General features: G+C 69.3%; 16 protein-coding genes. 5 read left to right on the top strand and 11 right to left on the bottom strand.

Annotated elements, in window-relative coordinates; translation table 11 throughout:
* Positions 1-4: 4 nt before the first annotated feature.
* From B0W80_RS31735 to B0W80_RS31715, 5 genes are all read right to left on the bottom strand, one after another.
* Positions 5-1,027 carry a tripartite tricarboxylate transporter substrate binding protein gene (locus B0W80_RS31735; RefSeq protein WP_256856743.1) on the bottom strand — a complete coding sequence of 341 codons (1,023 nt, stop codon included), beginning with the start codon at positions 1,025-1,027 and terminating at the stop codon, positions 5-7.
* 65 nt (positions 1,028-1,092) lie between these two features.
* The gene (locus B0W80_RS31730) at positions 1,093-2,568 is read right to left on the bottom strand and encodes an aldehyde dehydrogenase (RefSeq protein WP_077003137.1); all 1,476 of its coding nucleotides are present in this window, start codon (positions 2,566-2,568) and stop codon (positions 1,093-1,095) included.
* Positions 2,569-2,809: 241 nt separating this feature from the next.
* Entirely contained in the window at positions 2,810-3,442 is a 633-nt protein-coding gene (locus tag B0W80_RS31725; protein WP_077003136.1) for an SRPBCC domain-containing protein, read from the bottom strand.
* A 3-nt stretch (positions 3,443-3,445) separates the two neighbouring features.
* Positions 3,446-5,125: a thiamine pyrophosphate-binding protein gene (locus B0W80_RS31720; protein WP_077003135.1), complete on the bottom strand. Its 1,680-nt coding sequence runs from the start codon at positions 5,123-5,125 to the stop codon at positions 3,446-3,448.
* A 79-nt stretch (positions 5,126-5,204) separates the two neighbouring features.
* Positions 5,205-6,104, bottom strand: coding sequence for an NAD(P)-dependent oxidoreductase (locus B0W80_RS31715; RefSeq protein ID WP_077003134.1), 900 nt, complete (start codon positions 6,102-6,104; stop codon positions 5,205-5,207).
* 129 nt (positions 6,105-6,233) lie between these two features.
* Here B0W80_RS31715 and B0W80_RS31710 point away from each other — a divergent pair, with 129 nt between their 5' ends.
* Genes B0W80_RS31710 through B0W80_RS31695 form a run of 4 tightly spaced genes read left to right on the top strand, consistent with a single transcriptional unit; the run spans position 6,234 to position 10,489 of the window.
* Positions 6,234-7,484: a CaiB/BaiF CoA-transferase family protein gene (locus tag B0W80_RS31710; protein ID WP_077003133.1), complete on the top strand. Its 1,251-nt coding sequence runs from the start codon at positions 6,234-6,236 to the stop codon at positions 7,482-7,484.
* Entirely contained in the window at positions 7,481-8,647 is a 1,167-nt protein-coding gene (locus B0W80_RS31705; protein WP_077003132.1) for an acyl-CoA dehydrogenase family protein, read from the top strand. The genes B0W80_RS31710 and B0W80_RS31705 overlap by 4 nt, the downstream gene beginning before the upstream one ends.
* A gap of 10 nt (positions 8,648-8,657) precedes the next feature.
* Positions 8,658-9,497, top strand: coding sequence for a class II aldolase/adducin family protein (locus tag B0W80_RS31700; RefSeq protein WP_077003131.1), 840 nt, complete (start codon positions 8,658-8,660; stop codon positions 9,495-9,497).
* A 14-nt stretch (positions 9,498-9,511) separates the two neighbouring features.
* Positions 9,512-10,489, top strand: a complete 978-nt coding sequence (locus B0W80_RS31695) for a tripartite tricarboxylate transporter substrate binding protein (RefSeq protein ID WP_083745767.1) — start codon at positions 9,512-9,514, stop codon at positions 10,487-10,489.
* Here the strand turns inward: B0W80_RS31695 and B0W80_RS31690 are convergent.
* Genes B0W80_RS31690 through B0W80_RS31665 form a run of 6 tightly spaced genes read right to left on the bottom strand, consistent with a single transcriptional unit; the run spans position 10,486 to position 15,055 of the window.
* Positions 10,486-11,664 (bottom strand): acyl-CoA dehydrogenase family protein, encoded by a 1,179-nt coding sequence (locus tag B0W80_RS31690; RefSeq protein ID WP_077003130.1) that lies wholly within the window; start codon positions 11,662-11,664, stop codon positions 10,486-10,488. The two genes, B0W80_RS31695 and B0W80_RS31690, sit on opposite strands and share 4 nt — an antisense overlap.
* A 59-nt stretch (positions 11,665-11,723) precedes the next feature.
* On the bottom strand, positions 11,724-12,479 hold the full coding sequence (locus tag B0W80_RS31685; RefSeq protein ID WP_077003129.1) for an enoyl-CoA hydratase/isomerase family protein: 756 nt from the start codon (positions 12,477-12,479) through the stop codon (positions 11,724-11,726).
* Positions 12,476-13,165, bottom strand: a complete 690-nt coding sequence (locus B0W80_RS35235; protein WP_077003128.1) for a TetR/AcrR family transcriptional regulator — start codon at positions 13,163-13,165, stop codon at positions 12,476-12,478. Before B0W80_RS35235 ends, B0W80_RS31685 begins: the two co-directional genes overlap by 4 nt.
* Positions 13,166-13,167: 2 nt before the next feature.
* Positions 13,168-13,659 carry a 2,4'-dihydroxyacetophenone dioxygenase family protein gene (locus tag B0W80_RS35230; protein ID WP_077003127.1) on the bottom strand — a complete coding sequence of 164 codons (492 nt, stop codon included), beginning with the start codon at positions 13,657-13,659 and terminating at the stop codon, positions 13,168-13,170.
* An 11-nt stretch (positions 13,660-13,670) separates the two neighbouring features.
* Positions 13,671-14,675 carry a tripartite tricarboxylate transporter substrate binding protein gene (locus B0W80_RS31670; RefSeq protein ID WP_077003126.1) on the bottom strand — a complete coding sequence of 335 codons (1,005 nt, stop codon included), beginning with the start codon at positions 14,673-14,675 and terminating at the stop codon, positions 13,671-13,673.
* Positions 14,672-15,055: a carboxymuconolactone decarboxylase family protein gene (locus B0W80_RS31665; RefSeq protein WP_077003125.1), complete on the bottom strand. Its 384-nt coding sequence runs from the start codon at positions 15,053-15,055 to the stop codon at positions 14,672-14,674. Before B0W80_RS31665 ends, B0W80_RS31670 begins: the two co-directional genes overlap by 4 nt.
* Before the next feature lie 159 nt (positions 15,056-15,214).
* On the opposite strand from B0W80_RS31665, the gene B0W80_RS31660 reads away from it, so the two are divergent.
* The gene (locus tag B0W80_RS31660; RefSeq protein WP_077003124.1) at positions 15,215-15,508 is read left to right on the top strand and encodes a Dabb family protein; all 294 of its coding nucleotides are present in this window, start codon (positions 15,215-15,217) and stop codon (positions 15,506-15,508) included.
* Positions 15,509-15,632 lie beyond the last annotated feature (124 nt).

The raw sequence follows: 15,632 nt of genomic DNA, 5'->3' as shown, positions 1-15,632 counted from the left end.
GTCATCAGTCGAGCGTCGCGCCGCCGCGCTTGGCCAGGTCGGTGTGCTTCTGCAGTTCGTTCTTGAAGAACACGGTGGCCTGCTCCGGCGTGTCCGGCTTCACCAGCACCGCCATCTTGGTCAGCGATTCCTGCACCTCCGGCAGGGCCAGCACGGTCTTGAGCTCGCTGTTGAGCTTGTCGAGCACCGGCCGCGGCAGGCCTGCAGGGCCGACCAGCGCCATCCAGCCGTCGAAGTTGTAGTTGGGCAAGCCCGACTCGGCGAGCGTGGGCACGTTCGGCATCAAAGGCGAACGCTGCGTCGTGGTCACGCCGATCGCGCGGATCTTTCCGCTCTCGATCTGCGCCGCGGCCGAGGCCACGCCGAGGAACACCATGTCGATCTGCCCGCCCATCACGTCGGTGGTCATCTGGCCGCTGGCCTTGTAGGGCACGTGCTTGATGTCGACCTTGCCTTCGCTGGTGAGCAGCACGCCGGCCAGGTGCAGCACCGTGCCGTTGCCGGCCGAGCCGTAGGTGAGCTGGCCCGGCTTGCTGCGCGCCAGGGAGAGCAGTTCACCGAGCGTTTTCGCCGGCACGCCCGGGTTGGTGACCAGCACCAGCGGCGTGCTGCCGATCACGCTGATCGGCTGGATGTCCTTGAGCGAGTCGTAGGGGATGTCCTTGTAGATGCTCGGATTGATCACGTGGTTGTTGTTGAGCACCGCGATCGTGTAGCCGTCCTTCGCCGAGCGCACCAGTTGCTGCGTGCCGTTGATGCCGCCCGCGGCCGGGATGTTCTCGACCACGATGCCCTGCCCCAGGGTCTTGCTCAAGTGCGTCGCAAGCAGGCGGCCCACCATGTCGCTGACCGTGCCGGTGCCGGTGGGCACCAGCAGGCGGATCGGCTTGCTCGGATAGGTGTCGGCACGCACGGCGAAGGGCGCCGAAGCCAGCATGACGCCGGCCGCCCCGAGCAGCGCTGCCGCCAGCACGCTCCGGCGCGAAGGTACTGCCGGCCGGGCCGGCGTGTGGATCGATGTGGTCACGGTCCTTGTCTCCTTGTCGTCAATGGTGGTGTGAACGGAAAACACGCGAAATGGGCGCGACGGCGTCAGCGCGGCGCGTAGGGGTTGGGCACCGGCGCGCCGGTGTTCATCCACACGCTCTTGACCTGCAGGTATTCCTTGACGGCGTCGGGCCCGTTCTCGCGGCCCATGCCCGAATCCTTGTAGCCGCCGAAGGGCGACAGGAAGCTCACCTGCCGGTAGCAGTTGATCCAGACCGAGCCGGCCTGCAGCGTCTCGGCCATGCGCATGGCACGCGCGAAGTCCTGCGTCCACACGCCTGCCGCGAGGCCGAAGCGCACGTCGTTGGCAATGGCGAGCGCGTGCGCCTCGTCGCGGAAGCGGATCACCGACAGCACCGGCCCGAAGACCTCCTCCTGCGCGATGCGCATGTCGTTGCGCACCTCGAAGACGGTGGGCTCGATGAACCAGCCCTTGCCGCACTCGGGCCGCGTGGCAGCGCTTCCGCCGAGCAGCAGCTTCGCGCCTTCGGCACGCGCGGTGTCGATGTAGCCGAGCACCTTGTCGTACTGCGGCCGCGTCGACAGGGGGCCCAGCGACGTGCTCGCGTCCATCGGGTCGCCCATGCGGGGCATGCGCGCCACCGACAGCAACTTGTCCATGAAGCGGTCGTACACCGACTCCTGCACCAGCAGGCGCGTGCCGGCCACGCACGATTGGCCGCTGACGTTGAGGATGGCGGTGGCCGCGCCGTTGGCCGCGGCGTCCAGGTCCGCATCGTCGAACACGATGTTGGGCGACTTGCCGCCGAGCTCCAGCACCACGCGCTTGAAGTCGCGCGCCGCCTGCTGCGCGAGATGCCGGCCCGTGGCGTCGGAGCCGGTGAAGGCGATCGCGCGCACCCGCGGATGCGCCACGAGCGCCGCGCCGACCTCGGCGCCGTAGCCCGTCACCACGTTGACGACGCCGGGCGGGAAGCCGGCCTCCTCGAACAGCTTCGCGAAGGCGAGCGTCGACACCGAGGAGAACTCCGAAGGCTTGAGCACGACGGTGCAGCCGGCGCAGAGCGCGGGCGCGATCATCATGCAGGTGACGAGCAGCGGTGCGTTCCACGGCGTGAGCGCTGCGACCACGCCCACCGGCTCGTGGCGCGTGAAGTTGAAGTAGCCCTTGCGATCCAACGGGATGACCGCGCCTTCGATCTTGTCGCACAGGCCACCGAAGTAGTGGAAGGCCTGCGCGAGGTAGGTCACCTGCGGCACCATGTCCGCGATCAGCCGGCCGCTGTCGCGCACCTCGGCCTCGGCCAGCTTGCGTGCGTCGCGCAGGATCAGGTCGCCCAGCTTGTGCAGCAGCAGGCCGCGCGCGCTTGGCGTCAGATCGCGCCACGGGCCTTCCGCGAAAGCCTGGTGCGCCACCTCCACGGCGCGCGACGCGTCCTGCGCATCGCCGCGGGCGACGCGCGCCCATACCTCGCCACTGAAGGGGTTTTCGCTGTCCATCCAGCGGCCGGCGGCGGCGGCCATCGATTCGCCGCCGATGTACATGGGGTAGTCCTGCATCTGTCGTCTCCAACAGGGCGGCCATGAAGCAGCCGCCGAGGATTCCATATTAGATTGTTATTTGCTTCTTAACAAGCAAGTTATCAAGAATCAGGGTGCTGCAGATGTGCGTTGCACGGCTCGACCGCACCAGAAGCAGTGAGTGCAGTGAGTGCAGTGAGTGCAGTGAGTGCAGTGAGTGCAGTGAGTGCAGTGGATGCAGTGGATGCAGTGAATCGAGAACGCGATGCCAGAAGCCGCCTCAGCGCTCCGGCGCGCCGTGCGCACGGCCGCGCCCGAACATCGAACGGATCATCTGCCAGAGCAACCCGAAGGCCGAGAGCGGCTTGGTCGCGCCGGCCGCCGCCGACGTCGCAGCGCCCCCTGCCGGCGCAGCGGCTGCATCGCTGCTGCCCGGCACGGTTCCCACGGCGCCCGGTACCGCGACCGTCGCACGCATGTGCTCGCTGAAGCGCTGCGCGAACTGGTCCAGCAACGCCTGCGTCAGCACCGTGCCACCGGTGCGGGCGAACTCGGCCAGCATGCCGGCCAGCTCGGCTTCCGACACCGTTTCCACACGCGTGCGCCCTGCCCCCTCGGCAATGAGCTGGTAACGCAGGCTGACCGCCATCTTGGCGCCTCGCACGTCGGCACTGGCCTGCCCCGTCAGCTCGCCGGCCAGGTCCTGCGGACGCACGGTGTTCAGCAGCGAGCCCTTGAAGGTCAGCCGCTTGGGGCCGAAGCTCACCACGAGCTGGCCGGGGTAGCTGCCGTCCTCGCGCTGCTCGCCGACGCTGGCACCGGGCAGGAAGCCCGCGACGAGCGGCACGTTCTCGAACACGGCGATGACATCGGCGGGCGCACCGTCGACGATGAAGTCGTTGCGGAACTCCAAGCTTCACTCCTGGCGGGCGGGCCGCAACAGCGGGATCTGGTTGGGCTGGCCCAGGAAGAGCCGCGAGTACGAGTCGCTGACCAGCGTGGGCGAGATCGGCGCATCGATCACGAAAGGCCGGTCGGAGGCGAAGCCACGCTCCAGCGCGCCGGCGAGCTCTGCCTCGCTGCCGATGCGCACGCCGTCCGCACCGAAGCCGCGCGCGATCGCCACGTAGTCGGGCGAGGTCCACTGGGCGTCTCGCGGATCGCGCTTCTTCCAGGTCATCTTCATGACTTCGGCGCCATAGCCGGAATCGTTCATGACGAGCAGCACGAACGGAATCCGCTGCTCGGCCGCGGCATGAAGTTCCTGGATGGCCTGCAGCAGGCTGCCGTCGCCCTCGATCACCAGCGTCTTGCGCCCCGGGTTGCCGGCCGCCGCGCCGATGCCATGTGGCAGCCCGAGCCCGATGCTGCCGAAGGCGGCCGTGTGCTGGAAGCGGCCGCCGGGCGGCAGCGCCAGGTGCGCGATCGGCCACGACCAGAAATGGCCGGCGCCGCTGACGACCTGCGTGTCGCGCGGCAGTGCGCGCGACAGCACGCGCATGAGCTCGCGCGGGTCGAGCCCGTCCGCCGCACGCGCCGGCTGCGGGACCGGCGCCGCCAGCGCGTCGCGGGTGGCGGATTGGCGAAAACCTTCGTTGCGCGTCGCGCTCGATTGCAGCGAGCGCACCAGCGCCGCCGCGGTCGCCTTCGCGTCGCCCTGCAGATGCATGCCGGGGGTGAAGCCGATCGCCGCGGGATGCGCGCGCGTGTCGACGCGAATCACCTCGGCCGACGGGAACAGCATGCCGCCCTCGGTGGTGAAGAAGTTCAGCGAGGCGCCGAAGGCGATGACCAGGTCGGCCTGTGCCATCAGGCCCTCGGTGGTGGCCGAACTGAACGAGCCCGCGATGCCGACGTCGTAGGGATGCCCGTCGAAGAAGCCCTTGCCGACCAGCGAGGTGGCGAGCAGCGCGCCGATCTGGTCTCCGAGCTGCTCCAGTTCGGCCCGCGCATCGGCGAACACGGCGCCGCGGCCCGCGACGATCACCGGCCTCTGCGCCTGCCGCAGCTTCTGCGCGGCGGACTCGATCAGCTCGCCGGCGGCCGGCAGGTCGGTGCGGGGCACGAAGGTGCGCGAGGGCCGATAGTCCCAGTCCCACTTGAGCTCGGCCTCCCACAGCGCCTGCGGCATGTTGAGGATCACCGGGCACTTGCGGGTGCGCGCGGTGTAGAAGCCTTCGGCGATGTCGTCGGCCAGTGCGTCGAGCCGCGCGAGCGGGCGAAACTCCGCCTCGCAGGCCGCAGCGAATCGCCGCTGGTCGAGCGCCTGCAGGTTGCTCTTGCCGCCGTCGGCCACGTACTCGCCGGTGAAGATCACCATCGGCGTGCTCGCGCGCGACGCGGTGAGGATCGCGTTGGCCGCGTTCGCCAGGCCCGGCCCGCAGGTCACGGTCGCGACCGCCAGGCGGCCCGTGGCCTGCGCGAAGCCGTCGGCCATCAGCACCGCCGCGCCGTCGTGGCGCGACCACACCATGCGGACGCGCTCGTCCTTGCACAGCGCGCCCCACACCGGCATGTTGGCGTCGCCCATCAGGCCGAAGATGGGGCCCTCGGCCTCCTGGGCCAGTGCGTCTGCAAGTGCCTCGTTGACTTTCATCTTGTCTCTCGAACGTGGTGCCGCGGCGGGCGCGGCGGGGTTGGAACGAAGGTGTCGGGATGCGGCTGCCGCCGCGGCGTCAACCGCGGCTGCGCACCTGCACGCCGGCGCGCTCTTCCTGCAGCAGGAAGGCGGTGCCGTAGTCCTTGTCGGCCCAGCCGCGTGCCAGTGCCTCGACCATCAATTGCTCGGTCAGCGCGCCCATCGGCATCGGCACGTCGAACTCGCGGCCGAGCGCGGTGGCCAGGCCGACGTCCTTGTGCGCGAGCCGCATCGAGAAGCGCACGGGCTCGAAGCGGCCCTTGAACACCATCTCGGGCAGGAAGTGCGACAGCATCAGGCCCTGCCCGAATGCGCTGCCGCGAAAGGCTTCGAGCAGGCGCTCGGGCTCGACGCCGGCCTTCACGCCGAGCGTGAAGCACTCGGCGAGCACCGACCGGGTCGCGATGTAGGCCAGGTTGTGCGACAGCTTCACGACGGTGCCGCAGCCCACCTCGCCCATGTGGCTGACCTTGCTGCAGAAGGCCTGCAGCACGGGCTGTATCTGCTCGAAGGCCTCGTGTCTGCCGCCGACCATGCACTGCAGTGTGCCGTCGCGCGCACCGCCGACGCCGCCGCTCACGGGGGCGTCGAGCATGGTGCATTCGCGTGCGGCGAGCGCGGCATGCACGCGCCGCACCACCGCCACCGAGTTGCTCGACAGGTCGGCATGGATGGCACCCGGCGCCATGCCCTGCAACAGGCCCTGCGGGCCCATGACCGCGGTCTCGACCTCCGGCGGGCCCGGCAGGCAGGTCAGGACGAGCTGCGCGCCGCTGCAGGCTTCGGCCGGCGAATCGGCCGGCGTCGCGCCCTGCCCGGCGAGTGCGCCCATGGCTTCGCGGTTCACGTCGTGCACCACGAGCGCATGGCCGGCGGCGAGCAGGCGGGCGGCGATGGGTGCGCCCATCCGGCCGAGTCCGATGAATGCGATCTGCATCGGTTGTCCTTTGTCTCGTTGCTGGATCGTTCCTGGATCGTTTCTGGATCGATGCCGCGTTGACACCAACTTCGCGGCACGGCTAGTATATCCACTTGCTTGCTGGTTAACAAATAAGATGAGAGCTCAATGACGAACACCGACGAAGGCCCTGACGCGCGCCCGCTCCGGGGCATCCGCGTCATCGACCTCACGACTGTGCTGCTCGGCCCCTACGCGGCGCAGATGCTGGGTGACTACGGCGCGGACGTGATCAAGGTCGAGGCGCCCGAGGGCGATTCCACGCGCAGCACCGGCCCCGCGCGCGAGCCCGGCATGGCCGCCACCTTCATGGGCGCCAACAGCAGCAAGCGCAGCATCGTGCTCGACCTCAAGCAGCCGCCGGCCTTGGAGGCGATGCTGCGCCTGCTGGCCGGTGCCGACGTGTTCCTGTGCAGCGTGCGGCCGCAGAAGCTGCGCGCGCTGGGGCTCGGCCCCGAGCAGTTGCGCGAGCGTTTTCCGCGGCTCGTGGTGGTGAGCATCGTCGGCTTCGGCGAAGACGGCCCCTATGCCGGGCGCCCGGCCTACGACGACATCATCCAGGGCCTGTGCGGACTGGCCTCGCTCACCGAACGCCAGGGCGGCGCACCGGCGTACGTGCCGACGGTCATCGCCGACAAGACCTGCGGCCTCTTCGCCGTGCAGGCCGTGCTGCTGGCGCTGGTGCAGCGTGCCGCCACCGGGCTCGGCTGCCAGGTGCAGGTGCCCATGTTCGAGGCCATGGCGAGCTTCACGCTGGTCGAGCACCTGTACGGGCGCACCTTCAAGCCGCCCGAAGGCGATGCCGGCTACGACCGCCTGCTCACGCGCTGGCGCAAGCCCTACCCCACCACCGACGGCTACGTGTGCATCGTGCCGTACTCGACGCAGCACTGGCAGCGCTTCTTCGAGCAAGCGGGGCGGCCCGACCTGATGCGCGATGCGCGCTTCGGCACCCTCGCCGCCCGCACGCAGAACATCGACGCGCTCTACGGCGAACTGGCCGCCTGCACGCCCGCACGCAGCACCGCGCAGTGGCTCGAGACCTGCGAGCGCCTCGACATCCCGGCCGCACCCATGCACCGCCTGCAAGACCTGGAGCAGGACCCCCACTTGCAGGCCACCGGCTTCTTCCGCCAGATGAGCGATCCGGTGATGGGCGACCTGACGCTGCCCTCCCCGCCCCTTCGCTTCGACGGCCGGCCGGCCTCGTCCGGCATGCCGCCCCGATTGGGCGAACACACGCGCGAGGTGCTTCACGAAGCCGGCCTCGCCACCGACACGATCGAGCGCCTGCTCGACACGCGGGCCGCCGTGCAGGCGGTGCACCACTCTCTTCACGATTCCAGGAGCCCCACATGAACTTCGCCCTGACCGACGAACAACAGCACATCCGCGAAGCGGTCTCGCGCATCTGTGCCGACTTCGACGCCGACTACTGGCTCGAGAAGGACCGCCACGGCGGCTTTCCGCTGGACTTTCACCAGGCGATCGCGAAGGCCGGCTGGCTCGGCATCTGCATGCCCACCGAGTACGGCGGTTCGGGGCTCGGCGTGGCGGAGGCCGCCATCATGATGCAGGCCATCAGCGAATCCGGTGCCGGCATGAGCGGCGCCTCCGCGATCCACATGAACATCTTCGGGCTCAACCCGGTGGTGGTGTACGGCACCGAGGCGCAGAAGCGCCGCATGCTGCCGCCGCTGATCGAGGGCCGCGAGAAGGCCTGCTTCGCCGTGACGGAGCCGAACACCGGGCTCAACACCACCCAGCTGAAGACCTTCGCGAAGAAGGACGGCGACCGCTACCTCGTGAGCGGTCGCAAGGTCTGGATCAGCACGGCGCAGGTCACCGAGAAAATGCTGCTGCTGGCGCGCACCACGCCGCTGGACGCCGTGAAGAAGCCGACGCAGGGCCTGAGCCTCTTCTACACGAACCTCGACCGCCGCTACGTCGAGGTGCGCGAGATCGAGAAGATGGGGCGCAAGGCCGTGGACAGCAACGAGCTCTTCATCGACGAGCTGCCGGTGCCGGCCGAAGACCTGATCGGTGTGGAAGGCGAAGGCTTCAAGCAGATCCTGCACGGCATGAACCCCGAGCGCGTGCTGGCCGCCGCGGCCGCCATCGGCCTGGGGCGCGCCGCGCTCAGGCGCGCCGCGGCCTACGCGAACGAACGCATCGTGTTCGACCGGCCCATCGGCAAGAACCAGGGCGTGCAACATCCGTTGGCCAAGTGCTGGATGGAACTGGAGGCCGCCAGCCTGATGGTGATGAACGCGGCATGGCGCTACGACCAGGGCCTGGAGTGCGGCGCCGAGGCCAACGCGGCGAAGTACCTGTCCGGCGAGGCCGGCTTCCGCGCCTGCGAAAACGCCGTGCTCACACATGGCGGCTTCGGCTACGCGAAGGAGTACCACGTCGAACGCTATATGCGCGAGGCCATGCTGCTGCGCATCGCGCCGATCAGCATCCAGCTGATCATGTGCTACATCGCCGAGAAGGTGCTGGGCCTGCCCAGGTCGTACTGAGGCCGAAGCGATGCCCACCGCAGAAACGACGACGGCCTCGGACCCGATCCGCAACGCCGCGGACGCCTATGCGCCGCGTCAGGCCGGCCTGCACTTTCCGCGGCCGCCGCGCTTCGAGAGCCTCGAAGCGGAACGCCTGCATCGCAAGCAGCGGCTGGCCGCGGCCTGCCGCGTGTTCGCGCGGGCCGGCTTCGAGTACGGCTTCGCGGGCCACGTGACGGTGCGCGACCCGCAGCATCCCGACCGCTTCTGGACCAATCCCTTCGCCATGGACCTGGCGCGCGTGCGCGTGTCCGACCTGCTGCTGGTGGACCACGAGGGCCAGGTGCTCGAAGGCAGCTGGACCGTCAACCGCGCCGGCTTCGTGTTGCATGCAGCCATCCACGCGGCCCATCCGCAGGTGGTGGCCTCGTGCCACATGCACAGCACGAACGGCATGGCCTGGGCCGCCTTCGGCGAACCGCTCGCGCCGCTGAACCAGACGGCCTGCTACTTCTTCGAGGCGCAGAGCGTCATCACCGAGGGCTCGGGCCGCGTGGCGCTCGAAAGCGGCTCGGCCGACGCGATCGCCCGCGAGCTCGGCGACGCGAAGATCGCGATCCACCAGAACCACGGGCTCTTCGCGGTCGGCCGGGAGAGCGTCGACGAGGCGGCCTGGTGGTACCTCTCGGCGGAACGGGCCTGCGAGATTCAGCTGAAGGTGGACGCATCGGGCCGTACGCCGAAGCTCGTCGATGCCGAGCGGGCCCGCCACATCGCTCACCAGCTGGCGACGCCGTCCATCGCCTGGCTGCACTTCCAGCCGCACTACGACGCCGTGTGCCGCTCGGACCCCGACCTGTTCGATTGAAGGAGACCCGCTCAATGACCGCTTCATGGTTTCGTCGCGCCTGCGCGCTGTGGATCGCCTGCAGCCTCGGCCATTTCTCGGGGCTCGCGGCCGCGCAGGACTACCCCGCCCGCCCGATCCGGCTCATCGTGCCCGCCGTGCCGGGAGGCTCCTCGGACAGCGTCTCGCGCATGCTGGCCAAGGTCATGTCCGAGCAGAACGGCGTGCAGGTGGTGGTCGACAACCGGCCCGGGGCCTCGGGCACCATCGGCTCGGCCGCGGTGGCGCGTGCCCAGCCCGACGGCTACACCTTCCTGCTCAGCGACGGCACGATCGCGCTCTACCCGCTCATGGCCAATGCGCCCTATGCGCTGGAGAAGGACCTGATTCCGCTGACGCAGGTCACGAGCACGCACTTCGTGTTCGCGGTCAATCCGAAGCTGGGCGTCGGCACCCTCAAGGAGTTCGTCGCCCTGGCCGCCAGCAAGCCGGGCAAGCTCAGCTATTCGACGCCGGGCAACGGCAGCCTCGGCCACCTGGTCATGGAAACGATCAAGCAGCGCACCGGAACCGACGTTCTGCACGTGCCGTACAAGGGCGCGGCGCCGGCGCTGCAGGCGGTGCTGGCCGGCGAAGTGGACATCACGGTGACCTCGCCCGCGAGCCTCAAGGGCTTCGTCGAGCGCGGCCAGTTGCAGGCCATCGGCTATTCGGGCACCGCGCGCACGCCCACGCTGCCCGCCGTGCCGACCCTGCAGGAGCAAGGCTTTCAGGACGCGGTGCTCTCGGCGTGGTGGGGCGTGTTCCTGCCGGCCGGCGTGCCGGCGCCCGTGAGCGACAAGCTGGGCGCCATGATCGCGCAGGCACTGGCCTCGAACGAGTTCAAGCAGCATGCCGCCACGCTCACGCTCGACGTGACGCCGATCGCCGGCCGGTCGTTCACCGACAAGATCGCGCGCGAGAACGCGGGCTGGAAGCAGCTGATCGACCGGGCGAACATCCGGCTGGACTAGGCAGCCCGTTCAGCGCCGCAGCTCAGGCGCTCCCGCGCGATGACCCAGCGGTGCACCTCCGAAGGCCCTTCGTAGATGCGCGCGAGCCGGGTCTGCGCAGCCATCTGCTGCAACGGCAGTTCCTTGGTCATGCCCATGCCGCCGAAGAGCTGCATGGCCTGGTCGATCACGTCCCATGCCATCTCGGTGGCGAAGACCTTGATCATCGACACTTGCGATCGCGCTTCCTCGCCGCGGTCGATGCGGGCCGCCGCTTCGTAAGTCATGAGCCGTGCGGCGTGGATGCGCGTGACGGCATCGGCCACCCAGTTCTGCACGGTCTGCCGCTCGGCGAGCGCGACGCCGAAGGTGTGCCGCTGTGCGGCGTGCTCGCACATCATCTCGAGCGCGCGCTCGGCCCGGCCGATGCACCACGCCGCGATCTGCACGCGCCGGCACGACAGCCGCGCCTGCATCGGCTTGAAGCCGAAGCCCTCCTCGCCGAGCAGCTTGCCGGCCGGAATGCGGCAGTCCTCCAGCCGGATCTCGTAGGTGCTGTGGCCGCCGATCATCGGGATGCGCCGCTCGATCACGAAGCCGGGCGTGCCGCCGTCGACCAGGAAGGCGGAGATGCCGCCGCGCACGCCGCGGGCCTTGTCGGTGACCGCCATGACGATGGTCCAGTCCGCGGACTCGGCACGGCTGGTCCAGATCTTCCGGCCGTCGAGCACCCAGCGGTCGCCATCGCGCCGCGCGCGGGTGATGAGGGCTGCGGGGTCGGAGCCGGCACCGGGTTCGGAGATCGCGATGGCCGAGACGGTCTGGCCACGCGCGTACGGCTCGAGGTAGTCGCGGCGCTGGTCGGCATCGGCCGTCTCCAGCAGCATGCGCAGGTTCGGCGAATCCGGCGGCAGCTCGTAGGGCGTGACGGTACGGCCCAGCGCCTCGTCGACGCCGATCATCGCCGTCACCGGCAGGTCGAAGCCGCCCATCTCCGCGGGCGCATCCAGGCCCCAGAGACCCAGCGCATGCGCCCTGCGGTCGAGGTGCTCGCGCTCGTCCGGCATGAGTTCGGCGCGGCCGGTCGACGCCTCGCGCGCCAGCACCGCGCGTTCGAGCGGCAGCAGTTCGTCGTCGACGAAGCGCCGCGCCAGGTCCGCGAGCATGCGGTGCTCGTCGCTCAGCTCGAAGTCCATTCGACGTCCATTCGAAATCCGATCGGAATCCTGCAACCCTCCGCCGGCGCCGCTGCTTCTCAGCGGTCGGCGAAGACGGGCGGCCGACGGGCGGCCGCCGCGGCCACGCCTTCGCGGAAGTCTGCGCTCTCGAACTGGGGCCGCTGGACCGCGAGTTCGCGTGCATTGAGTTCGGCCACCTGCTGCGCGAGGCCCATGCGCAGCGTCTCGCGCGTGCTCTGCACCGCACCGGGCGCGGAGACGGCGATCTCGGCCGCGAGCGCCTGCGCGCGGCCCAGTACCGTGTCGTCGTCGACCAGTTCGTCCACCAGGCCGATCGCGAGCGCCCGCGCGCCGTCGATGCGTTCGCCGGTGTAGAACAGGCGGGCCGCATGCTGCACGCCGACCACGCGCGGCAGCGTGAGGCTGGTGCCGAAGCCCGGATGAAAGCCCAGCCGGTTGAAGTTGACGGCGAAGCGCGCCGCCGGCCCGGCGATGCGGAAATCCGCGACCAGCGCGAGGCCGGTGCCTGCGCCGATCGCCGCGCCATGCACGGCGGCCACCATCGGCTTGCGCGTGCGGAAAAGCCGCATCGCCTGGCCGTAGAGCTGCTCCGGCTCGGGCTTGTCGCTCAGGTCCGCGCCCGCGCAGAACGACTTGCCCTGGCTCCCGAGCACCACCGCGCGGCAGCGCGGCTCGGCATCGAGTTCGTCGAGCGCGTCCGCCAGCGCAGTGACCAGCCCGACGTCGAGAAAATTGTGAGGCGGTCGGTCGAGCATGAGCGTCGCCACGTGGCCGTCGAGCCTGCTTTGGATGCCATCGCGTGCCGGATTCATTGCAGGACCTTCGCGTTGGCGGCCTCGTTCGCCGCCGCCCTGGTTGTCGCCTTGACCCGCGAGCCGCCCGGGGCCGCGCCGGCAGGCCGCGCACCCAATGCGCGGCGCAACAGGGCCACCAGCTGCTCGCGCATCTCGCCGGCCTGCGGGTCGCTGCCCTGCACCAGGCGCTGCAGCATCATGCCGCGCAGCATGCCGACCACAGCCTCGGCGCTGACCCGCGGCTCGATGCCCGCATCGATCTCGCCGCGCTCGATGCCGAGCCGGACGTGCTCTTCGAGGTAGGCGAGCACGAAGCGGTTGTAGTCGGTCATCTGCTGCGCGTTGCCCGAATCCTCGAGCAGCGCCTCAGTCATCAGCAGCAGCAGCGCGCGCGTGTTGGTCCAGTCCGGGTCTTTCCGCCCGAGGTAGACGGAGACGAAGGACATCAGCGTTTCCAGCCCCGGATCGCACGGCGGCGCCTGGAACACCTGGTCGAAGAAGTTGTTGTTGATCTGCCGCGTGATCTCATGCAGCAGGCCCGACTTGCTGCCGAAGTAGTGCGCTGCCAGTCCGCGGCTGTACCCGGCAGCCACGCCGACGTCCGCCAGCGTGGTGCCGGCCCAGCCGCGCCGCGCGATCAGGCTGCGCGCCGTGGCCAGCAGCCGCGCCTCGGCCTCGGAGCGGCGGTCCTTCTGCGTGCGCACGATCAGCCTCGCCAGTCGGCAGGCAGGCCGATCACGTCCGGACGCGGCAAGCCCTGCTCTTCGCAGGCCCGCAGATAGGCCCGCGCGATGGCGGCCGCATCGGTGACGCCGACGATCTTTCCGTCCTCGTCCAGTTCCACGTTCGAGCCGTGCACGATGAAGATCACGTCCGCCGGCTCCGGGCTGTCCTCCGGCACCACGAGCGTGTGGGTCGATCCGGCAGGTTCGTAGAGAAAGGAATTGGCGGTGCTGGCCTCGGGATACTCGATGTACTTCCACGTGCCCGCCAGCGTCCAGGCGTAGACGTGGCCCGAGTGCAGATGCGTGCGCAGCCGCATGCCGGGGTCGAGCAGCGAGCGTGTGATGCGGATGTTGTGGTCGAAGTCCACCTGCATGAGCTGGACCTTGAGGCCGGGTGCGATCTGCACCATCGGTAGGTCGCGCTCGCTGCGCAGGATGGCGGCAGGAATGTCGCCTTGGGTCGGGATCAGCATGCAGTGCTCCTTCAATCCATGGTGGCGCCGGAGCGCTTGACCAGCTGTGCGTGCTTCGCCATCTCGTCCTGGATGAAACGGCGCGCCGCCTGCGGGCTGTTGCCTTCGGGGATCACGCCTTGCGCGGCGAGCGCGCTGCGCACCTCGGGCGTGGCCAGCGCCTGCACCAGCGACTGGTTCAGGCGCGTGACGATGTTCTCCGGCAGGCCCACGGGCCCCACCAACGCCAGCCAACCTTCGAAGCGGTAGCCCGGCACGCCCGATTCGGCCAGCGTCGGCACGTCGGGCAGCACGGCCGAACGCGTGGTCGTCGACACGCCGATGGCGCGCAACTTGCCGGCCTTCACCTGCGACGCCACCGTCGCGATGCCGGCGAAGCCCATGTCGATCTGGCCGCCTATCAGGTCCGCCGTCATCTGGGCCAGTCCCTTGTAGGGCACGTGCTTGATGTCGACGCCTGCCTCGCTGGTGAACAGCACGCCGGCCAGGTGCAGCACGGTGCCGTTGCCTGCGGAGCCGTAGTTGAGCGTGCCGGGCTTGCGCTTGGCCAGGTCGACCAGCTCCTGCGTGGTGCGCACCGGCACGCCGGGGTTCGTCACCAGCACCACGGGCGTGCTGCCCACCACGCTGATCGGCGTGATGTCGCGCTCGCTGTCGAACGGGATGTTGCGGATGATGTGCGGGTTGATCGCGTGGTTGTTCGAGATCACGGCCAGCGTGTAGCCGTCAGGGGCCGAGCGCACCATCTTGTCGGTGCCGCTCACGCCGCCCGCGCCCGGCGCGTTCTCGACCACGATCGGCTGGCCGAGCAGGCGCTCGAGTGCGGGCGCGAGGATGCGGATGGTCGTGTCGCCGGTCGAGCCGGTGCTGGAGGTCACGACCACCTTGATCGGATGGTTCGGATAACCCTGCGCCGCCACCTGCAGCGGCGCGGCCGCGATGGCGGTGAGCGCAGCGCCGATCGCAAGCGCAAAGACGCGTCGGCACGCGGCCCGATTCATGGCGCGAACGCTCATGGCGCATCCGGGTGTTCCGCGAACACCTTCTTGGCGATGCGGAAGCTCTGGCTGCCCGCGGGCATGCCGCAATAGACGGTCGCCTGTAGGAGCACCTCGCGAATCTCGGCCTTGGTGCAGCCGTTGCTCAGGGCCATGTTCAGGTGGACCTCGAACTCGTGCGCCCGGTTCAGCGCGATGAGCATGCCGATGTTGACCAGGCTGCGGGTGCGCCGCGGCAGATCTTCCCGCGCCCAGATCGCGCCGAAGCAGTACTCGACCGCGAGATCCTGGAAGGGCTGCGTCAGCGCGTCGGCCGACTGCATCGCCTGGTCGACGTAGGCGTCGCCGAGCATCTCGCGCCGCACCTTCATGCCACGTTCATAGGTGTCGGACTTCATCGTTGACGGTTCTCCATGTGCATCATGGCTGCTAATATATTCACTTGTTGGCTGCTTAGCAAATAACTTATGCTGCTGCAGCCTGCATCGCGGCCGGCCTTTCGCCTGCTGTTCGCCTGCCTTTTGCCTGCCCTTCGATGACCTGACTGGAGCGACCCCATGATCATTCACCTGGTGCTGATTCGACTCAAGCCGGACGTCGCGCGCGACGATCCGCGCGTCACCGAGGCGCTGGCCGAACTGGTGGCCCTGCGCGAGCGCGTCGAAGGCGTCGTGCGCTGGGAACACGGCTGGGACTTCGTGCGCAGGCCGATTTCCTACGACTTCGCACTCGTCGCGGGCTTCGCCTCCCGGCCGCACTTCGATGCCTATGGGCCACACCCGGCCCATCAGGCGGTCGCCGCGAAACTGCGTGAACTCGTCGACTGGGTGCTCTGCGATTTCGAGGCCTGAAGCCATCGGGCACTTGCGCGATGGCGACGCGACAGCACGGGCACGGGCGCCTCGCTGCGCGGCCTTCTCTACAATCCGCGCCCGTGATGACCCTGCCCGACCCCGACCCCGCACACGACGGGGC

It is taken from the genome of Variovorax sp. KK3, assembly GCF_001984055.1.
Classification (GTDB): Bacteria; Pseudomonadota; Gammaproteobacteria; order Burkholderiales; family Burkholderiaceae_C; genus Variovorax.
The sequence above is the reverse complement of the archived record's forward strand: the minus strand, read 5'-3'. Positions and strand labels throughout refer to the sequence as shown.